We start from the raw sequence: 11052 nt of genomic DNA on the forward strand, positions 1-11052 counted from the left end.
CAAACATGGAGGATAAGAGCAAGAAAACGGTGCAAGAAGCCTTGGACAAAGTGATGCATGGCGCGGAACTACCTTATCACGCTGTAACGAATGAAATTCATCGTACTTGGGGTTGCCAATGGTGGGAGGAGCAACTTGCATTGCCATCGACAGCGCCAAGCCTTTCCTTTCCGATGCTCAATCGTTTGGCCGCTTATCTTCTTCGGAGCAATCCGAAAATAACTGCGGTACTTCGAGCAACCTATTCGCACGTTTTTCTTGATGAATTTCAAGATACCACGCCATCCCAGTGGGATCTGATTATGGCGGCCTTCGTTAATTCAAACAGCGTTCTTACTGCCGTTGGCGACGGCAAGCAACGGATCATGGTTTGGGCTGGAGCGGATGCAGAGATATTCGATAAATTCAAAGTGGCGTTTCAGGCCGAACCCGTTACTTTAATTCGGAACTACAGGTCAGTTCCTGAGCTGGTTCGTATACAACATGCTATCGCGCAAATTGTAGAGACAGATTCTGCCGAGCCGGAAGCGGCGACAGGTAACTTGGGTGACGGCGTTTGCTCGATATTCGGATTTGACTCTCCTCAATCTGAGGCAATTTTTCTGGCAAACCGCATCCATAGAGAAATTGAGGAGGGTGCTCGCCCACGTGATTTTTGTGTATTAGCCAGACAGAGCGTAGGAGACATGGTTGCCTTGTTGCAAGCTGAACTTCGAGCGAGAGGGATATCTCTGCGTGACGAATCATTATTGCAAGATCTTCGGGTTGAGCCGCTGAGTAATATTGTCATGCTGACTTTACGCTTGGCTACTGCCGTGCGGGATCCGATGGCTTGGAGCGACTTAACATCTGAGTTGGGGATCTTGACAGGATTAGATGAGGAGATAGATAGCGCCGAGCTCGAACGATTAACTCTATCGCATAAGAATTGGGCTAAGGAATTCCTGGACAGCGGTGCCGATATAAAGAATTTTCCAAGCGGCATCGTGACAATTGTTGGCGCCGCCCGATATCGCACTTGTTACCGCCAGTATATGAATGGCAGTTACCTGGAAAAGGTCGCAACAGAGTTGGGCAGTGCTCTCGCCAACAGCCTTGAAAGTGCGGGAACGGTCGAGGACCTGGTCAGAGATTTTGTTGGGGAAGATGTTGTGCCTGCTATGTCTATTCACAAGAGTAAGGGGCTTGAATTTAAGACCGTTATTTTCATGGGGTTGGAAGATGAGCAATGGTGGAATTTTAGAGCTCAACCTGAAGAAGAAAAGCGGGCATTTTTTGTTGCATTCTCAAGAGCGATAAACACTGTCCTTTTCACTTTTTCAAAGGAGCGTCCTAAATGGGGGCGGCCAACGCAAACCAATCGAGCGCAGGTGGGGGCTTTATTCAATATTCTTCAACGGGCAGGTATTGAGGTAACGGATATTGGTCATGTATAGCTATCTGCAGCAGCAAATGGCGGGAGTACCAAATTTGGAGATTTGCTTTCGAAATATAATTCGCTCTATGAAATGAGGAATAGCATTGTCCATAGTGGAGAAACGTTTTCCTCACTTGGAGCAGACGCCCGCGCCGCCAATCAACAAATTGAAACTATTCTTTGCTTGGTTATTCTTAATGTAATCCGCTCAAAATCCTCGTTACGCTCTGATTTTGTAAATTTTGTATTAGATGTGCTACAACAAGATGAATGTATTTTGGCAATAAATAATTGGAACCCAAAAGAAATTAAATGTCCTCTTTTGGCTCTCGCCGACGACAAAACTTTCTCGTGGGTAGTTAGTAGACGTTCAACCTATCGAAAAGGCTGATGCGCGTCCGCTCTTCGATTTTCTTGATGGCATCAAGAGAACTGATGCCGTAATGTTCGTGATCGCAAAAGTCTCGGAGGGATTGCAGATCATTGATCTCTCCTAACTCCCCCAAAACTTGGATGACAAAGCACGCAATGCTATCAACATTGTTTAGGAATCCATGCTCAAAGTATGAAACTTGTTGATTCCGTCGCTTGAGCGCTTCCCTACAGATTGCAACATAGATATCCGGGTAGTATTTCACCAAGGAAATCCGTGCCCCATCAGTTGATAGCATACGCGACGTGGTGAGTTGTAACGTGCCAGCACTTGCACACAGAGAATGGTCTAGAAGAATAGATCGCGCAGCGTCGGTATAGGTTGATGTCTGAGGGGCTTCCAGATCGATCCGGCTGGCCCAGTAATAGAGTTCACCGCATGCCAGCAAGGCATGTTCTGCTGCTGTTGTTGGTTCGCCTCTCGATTGAGGCAACTCAACACCAAGATGCCCGAGAGCTTCATGAGCATTAATGAAAATCTCTACAGCATCTTGAGGCATGCAACTCTGTTTTTCCGGCAAGGCTGTCCATCGGGCAATCGCAGATGCCACATTAGGGTCGTTGAATTCAGATAGCTGTCGGATGAGTATTCCTAAGAACGAAAGGTAGGGCGTCTCTGCGCCACGACATGCTTTCGTGAGGAGAAGCTTCCTTCTTGAATCATCAAGTCCCTGTATCTCATCCCAGTATGAGGAGTCGAAAGGATGATCAAACTGGCATGAAAATAGCCTCCATGCTGATAAATCGGACTCGCCGCTATCTGTACTCAAGGTATTGTCAATTTCATCGCGGATGACCGGAACATAGCTATATGCATCATCTTCCAGTGCACCCAGTCTCTTGAGGGCTTCAAAGATGATTGAGTTCATCATGACACCCAGTTTGTCCAGACAGGCTTGGAGTGCGTCGATAATCTCTTCTCGGTATGGCTCTTCCGCATCACCAAGATGCTGCGCAAAATCGATTAAATCGAGCTGGAGGTGATACGGATATGACCTCACGTTTCGCAGCAGTCGAGCAACGTACTGGGCAGCCTCCTTGTCATGTGCCGAAAACTTGGTCAACCCGATTAGAAAGTAAAACTGGCCAGGTGTCTCTGCACGCAGCCACGCCGCTCGGAGTGCCGGGCCGAATCCGAGACCTTCCTGGCGGTGAAATGACAGACCACCACTATGGATAAAATTGATCAGTCGCGATATCGCTGCTTCGCGATACATGACGTACGCTGCCGAAAACACTTCGTGTCGGAGCGGGATCTTCTTAGCCTTGGCGTCGGCAGCACATGCATTTGAGAAAATTGTTATGGTTTGGTCCATGTGCCGGCACGCAGCCATAACAGCATCCAGATACTGTCCATCCATCAAGCCTTGTCCAATTGCAGCAAGATAGGAATCAAATTCTGTGAGCTCGTGACGGAAAGTGCGTTTGTCGATGGCTATGCTGTTCCATCCTTCCCCGATAATTTGAAAACGGACACTTTGCGCTTCGGCAATCATGACTTCTAACATATTCTCAGTCTTGCGCTTCACGATAGATTGTGCGGCAGCGCCACACTCTCCGCGAGAACAAGCTGACAGCAAGTCGTGATCGGTGAGACTTTCAAGCACTTCATACACGGCACGGTCGTCCTCGATGGCTCCGAGAATGAACGCCTTTGACGAGAAGAATCGTGGTGACCCCAATGCGGCGCGAATGCGCGTCAAATCCCCATTGGCCGACCTGATTGCAGCTTCAGCAGAGAACGCTGAGAAAAATAGCTCGTGAATGAAACTGACTCTGTCGCCCCGCACTTGCAACAACTGGGATCGCAATAGATGCTGCCGAGCCTCATGATCTAGATTGGTCGAGTCACAGAGTCGGTCGAACTCGCGCACAGAGAGGCTGAAGCAGGCTCTGTGAACAAGGGTTTCCGCAAATGAGCTGAGGACCCGAATACCCTCGGCGGCGGCAGTCCGAAGTTTAGTTCTCGCATACGTGTCGAAAAGTGCGAACCTACTTGCGCCTGCAGGCAAAAACGCGCCAACCTGTCCCACGAGCCCGGCCTCAAGACCGGAGCTCGCTACCTGAATAAGACTACGGAAATTTCCGGCCCCGTCAGCTCGCTCTTCGAGCCTGGCAAGGGCTACCTTGAGTTCATCAGACGGTCGTTTGACGATGACGGTTTTCGTCATCAGGAGATCAGCGCGGACAAGATCTTGTTGCGTACTGACGACGAGGCCCGCGCCATAGCGCAGCGCAAATGCCTTGAGACTTCTTGTCAGACTGAGCTTGAGATCATCTCGACATTCATTGTAGCCATCTAAGAACAGAATTACGCGCTTCCCGAGAAGCCTGCCAGCAGTGATGAGATTGCTCGCTGAACGTGTATTCAATAGAGCCGCCTCCCTGTCGAGGAGTCGCTGAAGTTCACCATCAAAATTCTTTGCGGAGACAAATATCGGAATGCAGCCAGTTGCTACGCACGATATCGCACAGGATGTTGCGAGCAGTGTCTTACCACAACCGGATGGCCCGTGGATCAGCACGCCGGCGTGACCGCTCGCGACCATCGACTGAACTTGAGGCGGACCAACTTCAAGAACGCCGCATTTGTACTGGTCGCTAACAAGCTCCGCTGCCAGCGGTTCGTAGAAATCACCGAAGGCCTTGAGATATGTCTCGCATGACCTCTCCGCAACAAGGATTTCATCGTTGAGTGCAGCATCCGCACTCACTATCGCCTCAAGACCCAGTTGCCTTGCCAATACCTCACCCAAATCTTGCGTTAAGAGCGCGCCAGATGGACGTGTCAATAGCTGCGCAAGTTGATCTAGGTCGGTGACAGCGACCTTGAAGTCGCCAGAAGTTAGAGTCGATCCTTCTGGAACGATGGGGGCAACTACAACAAGTCCGTTTGGGTAACCATCAATCTGGTTCATTCGCTGCATTTCGTCACGAAGCGCATTCTTGGCATTCAACGCCTGGATGTACGCATTGCCGATCTTTCTCGCGCCGAATGGGCCAAATTGCTCCCACTGACCGTTCACGCCCCCTCGAACCGGCAGTGAATAGCCTTTTGCTTCGATAACGAGTGTCGTTTTCTCCGTGAAAACCGCTAGGTCTATTTGTCGTCCTGAAGCATGAAAATTTGCAAAGATATAGGCCCAGCTATGTATTTGTGCCAACGCCTCACAGACTGCGCGAAGGCAGTCGTGTTCAGACTGGTTTTGTATAGGTTCTCCGATGAAAATTCGAATTAAGGGTGGGAAGTCTGGACTGGCATTCATCGCTTCGCTCCTGGTCCTTTTCTGGGTAGATATCGGCAAAGGACACCGTTGATTCCAATCTCCAACTCAGCTTCTTCAAACTGTGGTGACTGTCCTTCGGTTAAGTGGAGACTGTCGTTGGAGGTCTGTCCCAGTCCCCCTTTTAATGAACAGATCAATGGATAGAGGAAATATGCCTACGTTGCGCTGAACAAGTTGTTCAAGCGTGAAGTAGACTTTCTCGAACAGCGTCATCATGATTGGGCTCCGCTACTTTGGAATGCTGTCATCATAGCCGGAAATGTGGGCAGCACATCGAAGACATCTATCGACAATGTAACTCTTACTCACTACACCAATCACGGACGCTGAACTGAGTTGCCATGTGCGTTGCGACGCGCCCAGAGAGTACCGTAGCTGACAGCAAGCGTCGTTCACAAATGAATGGATAGGGGTGAATCGGCGTTGATTGAATCCGGTTACATGGCGGTTACACAGAATCCGGGCGTAAACAGAAAAGGGGCCACATTTGCATGTGGCCCCTTATGTATTCTGGCTCCCCGACCTGGACTCGAACCAGGGACCTGCGGATTAACAGTCCGTCGCTCTACCGACTGAGCTATCAGGGAATTGAAAGAAGCAGAATTATAGTCTTGAATTCGCTGAGTTGTCAAAGCTTTTTCTAAACTTTTCTACATCCCCGGAGCAGTCGCTACAACTTCTCCGGGAGCCGAATATTACAGGACTTTTGCGATTGCGGCGACAACATTATCAATATTTTTTGTATTGAGTGCGGCAACGCAGATGCGGCCGGTATCGACGGCGTAGATCGAGAACTCGTCGCGCAGGCGTTCGACCTGGGCTTTGGTCAGGCCGGAGTAGGAGAACATGCCGCGTTGCTTGGTGACGAAATCGAAGTCGTGGCCTGGCGCCTGTTCTTTCAGTTTTTTGACCAGCAGATGGCGCATTTCGCGAATCCGTACGCGCATGCCGGCCAGTTCTTCTTCCCACAGTTTGCGCAGCTCTGGCGAGGACAGGGCGGTGGCGACTACCTGGCCGCCGTGGATCGGCGGGTTGGAATAGTTGGTGCGCACCACGCGCTTCAATTGCGACAGCACGCGGCCGGCTTCTTCTGTGCTGGCGGCGACGATGCTCAGTGCGCCAACCCGTTCGCCATACAGCGAGAACGATTTCGAGAACGAGTTCGAGACGAACAGCGGGCCGCCGGCTGCGGTGAAGCGGCGTACTACCTGGCCGTCGGCTTCGATGCCGTCGCCGAAACCTTGGTAAGCCATGTCGAGGAATGGAATCAGGCCACGCTGAGTCACGACTTCGATGACCTGGGTCCATTCGTCGTCGCTCAGGTCGGCGCCGGTCGGGTTGTGGCAGCAGGCGTGCAGCACTACTACCGAGCCGCTGGCCATGGTTTGCAGCGCATTCAGCATGCCGCTGAAGTTGACGCCGCGGGTAGCCGGATCGTAGTAAGGATAGTTGTTGACGGTGAAGCCGGCCGATTCAAACAGCGCGCGGTGGTTTTCCCAGCTTGGATCGCTGATCCAGACTTGCGCATTGCTGGCGGCGAAGCGCTTGAGGAAATCGGCGCCCAGTTTCAACGCGCCGGTGCCGCCGATGGCTTGCACGGTGATCGCACGTTTCTCTTGCACTACCGCGCTATCGGCCCCAAATACCAGTTCTTGCACAGCTTTGTCGTAAGCGGCCAGGCCTTCGATCGGCAGGTAGGTGCGCGGCGCCAGTTTTTCAATCAGCAGCGCTTCAGCCTTTTGCACGCATTCCAGCAGCGGCACCTTGCCGTTGTCGTCGTAATAGACGCCGACGCCGAGGTTGGTCTTGCCTGGATTTTGATCCGCATTGAAGCCCTCGGTGATGCCGAGGATAGGATCGCGTGGCGCCATTTCGATGGCGGTAAAGAGGGAGGCTGAAAGAGGTGCGTTCATCGTGATAACATAAAAAGTTGGCTGCAAAGCGGATTTTGTAGCCGGGTTGAATGCTGTGCCGGGTCACGAATACTTCGCTGACCGGCGCGGATTTACTACCGCTTATTCTACCAAAGGTCGAAGCCCATGGCTGACATATCACAGGTTTCCAGTAGTGTTGACGAGTCTAAAATCGTCACTTTTCCTAATTCACCCTACAAATTGTTCCAGCCGTTTCTGCCGGCAGGCGATCAGCCGAGTGCGATCGCCAAACTGGCGGAAGGGGTGGAAGACGGCTTGTTTTATCAGACTTTGCTGGGAGTTACCGGCTCCGGCAAGACGTACACGATGGCGAATGTGATCGCCCGCATGGGGCGGCCGGCGATCGTCTTTGCCCCCAATAAAACGCTGGCGGCCCAGCTGTACAGCGAGTTTCGCGAGTTTTTTCCGCAGAACGCGGTGGAATATTTCGTCAGTTACTACGATTATTACCAGCCGGAAGCCTATGTGCCGCAGCGCGACTTGTTCATTGAGAAAGATTCGTCGATCAATGAACATATAGAGCAGATGCGCTTGTCCTGCACCAAATCGCTGATGGAGCGGCGCGATGTGGTGATTGTGGCAACGGTGTCGGCGATCTACGGTATCGGTAATCCCAACGAATACCACCAGATGATCCTGACCTTGCGCGCCAAGGACAAGGTCAGCCAGCGCGACCTGATCGCACGCCTTATCCAGATGCAATACACCCGCAACGAAATCGATTTCGGGCGCGGCACTTTCCGCGTGCGCGGCGATACCGTCGACGTGTTTCCGGCCGAGCATGCCGAGCTGGCCTTGCGCATCGAGACCTTCGACGATGAAATCGACAGCCTGCAACTGTTCGATCCGCTGACCGGCCGCGTGCGGCAAAAAATTCCGCGCTTCACCGTCTATCCCGGTTCGCACTATGTGACGCCGCGCGCCACCGTGCTGCGCGCCATCGACACCATCAAGGAAGAACTGCGCGATCGGCTCGAATTTTTCCGCAAGGAAAATAAATTGATCGAGGAACAGCGCATAGAGCAGCGCACCCGTTTCGATCTGGAAATGATGCAGGAAATCGGTTTCACCAAGGGCATCGAAAACTATTCGCGCCATTTGAGCGGCGCCTTGCCGGGCGAGCCGCCGCCGACGCTGGTCGATTACCTGCCGCAGGATGCGCTGATGTTCCTGGACGAATCGCACGTGCTGATCGGGCAGTTGAACGGCATGTACAACGGCGACCGCGCGCGCAAGACCAATCTGGTGGATTACGGTTTCCGGCTGCCGTCGGCGCTGGATAACCGGCCGCTGCGCTTCGATGAATTCGAAGGCAAGATGCGGCAGACGATTTTCGTGTCGGCCACGCCGGCCGATTATGAAAACCAGCATGCCGGCCAAGTGGTGGAGCAGGTGGTGCGGCCGACCGGCCTGATCGATCCCGCGATCGAAGTGCGGCCGGCCTTGAGCCAGGTCGACGATCTGATGACCGAGGCCAGCGCCCGCATCAAGAAAAACGAGCGCGTGCTGGTCACCACGTTGACCAAGCGCATGGCGGAACAACTGACGGAGTTCCTCAGCGATAACGGCATCAAGGTGCGCTATCTGCATAGCGATATCGAAACCGTCGAACGGGTCGAGATCATCCGCGATCTGCGTCTGGGCACCTTTGACGTGCTGGTCGGGATCAACCTGTTGCGCGAAGGCCTGGATATTCCTGAAGTGTCGCTGGTGGCGATCCTGGATGCCGACAAGGAGGGCTTCCTGCGCTCCGAGCGCAGCCTGATCCAGACCATAGGCCGCGCCGCGCGTAACCTGAACGGCACCGCGATCCTGTATGCGGACCGCATGACCGATTCCATGCGCCGCGCGATCGACGAAACCGAGCGCCGCCGCAACAAGCAGATTGCCTTCAATGCGGCCAACGGCATCACGCCGGTCGGCATCAACAAGCAGATCAAGGAGTTGATCGACGGCGTCTACAGCCCGCAGGAAGCGCGCGAAGAGTTGCATGCGGCGCAGGACCAGGCCAAGTACGAAGCGATGAGCGAGAAGCAGGTGAGCAAGGAAATCAAGCGCCTGGAAAAATTGATGATCGATCACGCCAAGAATCTGGAGTTCGAAAAAGCCGCGCAAGTGCGCGACCAACTGCATGTGTTGAAGACGCAGTTGTTCGGTGCGCCGGGAGCGGACAATATTGTTTTGTAGTTGCAGGCCGATTAACTGCCTGTATGTTTTATCAATCCGGTTTGTGTTTTTTAATGGCTTATGACTGATTTTCTTCCTGCTTCAATCCGCGCTGCTTTAGATGGTGTGCATGCGTCCTGGCTGACTATCGTGGAGAATGGCTTGCGCGCCGTAGCGCGGGCTAATCCGGCCTATTTGCAGGATCTGGCCGCGGCCGATTACCTGCCGACTGAAGGCCGCATGTTTGCCGCCTTTACCCAGCCGCTGGATGCGGTGCGTTATGTGCTGGTGGGCGAGGGGCCTTATCCGCGTGCTGCGAGCGCTACCGGGGTCTGCTTCATGGACGGCGCGGTCGGTTCCTTGTGGTCGGAGAAGGGTTTGTCCAAGCAGGTCAACCGCGCCACCTCCCTGCGTAATTTTATGAAGATGCTGCTGGTGGCGGATGGTCAGCTGGCGCTGGAAAACACTACCGGCGATGCGATGTCGGAAGTGGCGCAGCGGGCGCAACTGGACAGCTCGCCGGCGATCCAGTTGCTGGCCGATTTGCAGGCCAATATGGTGGGGCAGGGTTTCTTGTTGTTAAACGCTTCGCTGGTATTTCGCCCGGATGTGCCGCCGGTCAAGGACGCCAAAGCCTGGCAGCCGTTCATGCAAGCCGTGTTGCAAGGGCTGGCCGATGCCGCGGACCAGCGCGGAGAGAGTCTGCCGACGTTGGTGCTGTGGGGGAAAATCGCCGAGCAGTTGAATGCCTATGCGGTGACCGCACGCTTCCCGAAAGCAGTCGCCGAGCATCCCTACAATCTGAGTTTTATCGGCAACGCCGGCATGCAAGCCTTGTTCGGGCCGATGCAGCTGTTACGGCGCGTAAGTTAATCGCAAGAGGCTTAGATCAAGCTCATTTGCCGTAGATCGATTTCGGCCTGGGTCAATGGTTTTTCGGCTGCAGGTGTCGGACCGAGATCCAGTTCCGGCTCAGCGGCAGGCGCTACGGCTTTTGGGGCTGGTACAGGCTTGGCGCGTTTACTGACGGCGGCGGTTGCCAGCCAGCGCTTGAGCATGTCGTCAAACAGCGCCAGCATCGCCTCCGGCAGTTCCGGCGTGTAGGCTTGCCGGATCACGATGCCGTCCCACATGGCGGTCAGCAGCAGCGCCGCCGTCTGTGGATCCAGGGCGGGGTCGATCTGACCGCGTTCCTGGGCGGTGTGCAGCATGTCTGCCAGGCCGTCTATCCATTCCGTATCAGCCGTCTTGATCACCGCGCCGACCCGCTTGTTGCGCAAGCCCTCGGCGTAGATTTCAGTCATCAGGCCGGCGTCGCTGATGGCGGCGTAGCGGCGGGCGAAGGCGCGGGTGATGGCCGACAAGGCCTGCGGCAGGTCGTCGGTATCGTGAAACTCTGACAACAAGGTGCGGGCCTGACGCCGTTCGTCCTCCGCCATGGCCGCAATAATCGCATCCTTGCTGGTGAAATAGCGGTACACCGCGCCCGGGCCGAGGCCTACTTCGCTGCAGATTTCCTGCATCGAGGTCTGGTGAAAACCGGTCTTGCGGAAACACTTTCCTGCTGATTTCAGGATGTCGACGCGTTTCTGGTCAGCTCTCTGCGTCGGTGATTGCGGTGTCTTTGATTTGCGGATGGCCATACTGAGTGCTGCTCAAAAGAGGACTGTGCGGAGGGTCGACATTATAGGTTTAAGCGCCGCTTCCTTGAATATATTTTTACATTTGCCACTATTTCCTTGGCGAATCCAGTCCTCGGCCATAACCTTATTTGTTGTAATTGTTTAAATGGCAATCTGGCCAAAAGCCACGCTGG

Annotated in this window: 6 protein-coding genes and 1 tRNA gene; 3 read left to right on the forward strand and 4 right to left on the reverse strand. The window is 53.8% G+C overall.

The features are described 5' to 3' along the window. Positions 1 to 1436 (forward strand): 3'-5' exonuclease (locus KHU33_RS23935; RefSeq protein WP_211467659.1); only part of this gene is annotated, 1436 nt, incomplete at its 5' end. A gap of 340 nt (positions 1437 to 1776) precedes the next feature. On the opposite strand, the gene KHU33_RS23940 is transcribed toward KHU33_RS23935, so the two are convergent. The 3 genes from KHU33_RS23940 to KHU33_RS23950 form a co-directional block, all read right to left on the reverse strand. Beyond that, positions 1777 to 5115: an NERD domain-containing protein gene (locus KHU33_RS23940; protein WP_211467661.1), complete on the reverse strand. Its 3339-nt coding sequence runs from the start codon at positions 5113 to 5115 to the stop codon at positions 1777 to 1779. Positions 5116 to 5647: 532 nt separating this feature from the next. Beyond that, positions 5648 to 5723: transfer RNA gene (locus KHU33_RS23945), tRNA-Asn, on the reverse strand. A gap of 108 nt (positions 5724 to 5831) precedes the next feature. After that, positions 5832 to 7049, reverse strand: coding sequence for an amino acid aminotransferase (locus KHU33_RS23950; protein ID WP_211467663.1), 1218 nt, complete (start codon positions 7047 to 7049; stop codon positions 5832 to 5834). A gap of 126 nt (positions 7050 to 7175) precedes the next feature. Here KHU33_RS23950 and uvrB point away from each other — a divergent pair, with 126 nt between their 5' ends. Together uvrB and KHU33_RS23960 are read left to right on the forward strand one after the other, a co-directional pair. Further along, on the forward strand, positions 7176 to 9257 hold the full coding sequence (gene uvrB / locus KHU33_RS23955) for an excinuclease ABC subunit UvrB (RefSeq protein WP_230414525.1): 2082 nt from the start codon (positions 7176 to 7178) through the stop codon (positions 9255 to 9257). A gap of 60 nt (positions 9258 to 9317) precedes the next feature. Beyond that, a complete protein-coding gene (locus tag KHU33_RS23960; RefSeq protein WP_211467665.1) occupies positions 9318 to 10109 on the forward strand; it encodes a uracil-DNA glycosylase family protein in 792 nt (263 codons plus the stop codon). An 11-nt stretch (positions 10110 to 10120) separates the two neighbouring features. On the opposite strand, the gene KHU33_RS23965 is transcribed toward KHU33_RS23960, so the two are convergent. Continuing rightward, positions 10121 to 10879: a TetR/AcrR family transcriptional regulator gene (locus KHU33_RS23965; protein ID WP_211467667.1), complete on the reverse strand. Its 759-nt coding sequence runs from the start codon at positions 10877 to 10879 to the stop codon at positions 10121 to 10123. Positions 10880 to 11052: the final 173 nt, after the last annotated feature.

Origin of the sequence: Collimonas silvisoli (genome assembly GCF_018305005.1) — a bacterium.
Classification (GTDB): domain Bacteria; phylum Pseudomonadota; class Gammaproteobacteria; order Burkholderiales; family Burkholderiaceae_D; genus Collimonas; species Collimonas silvisoli.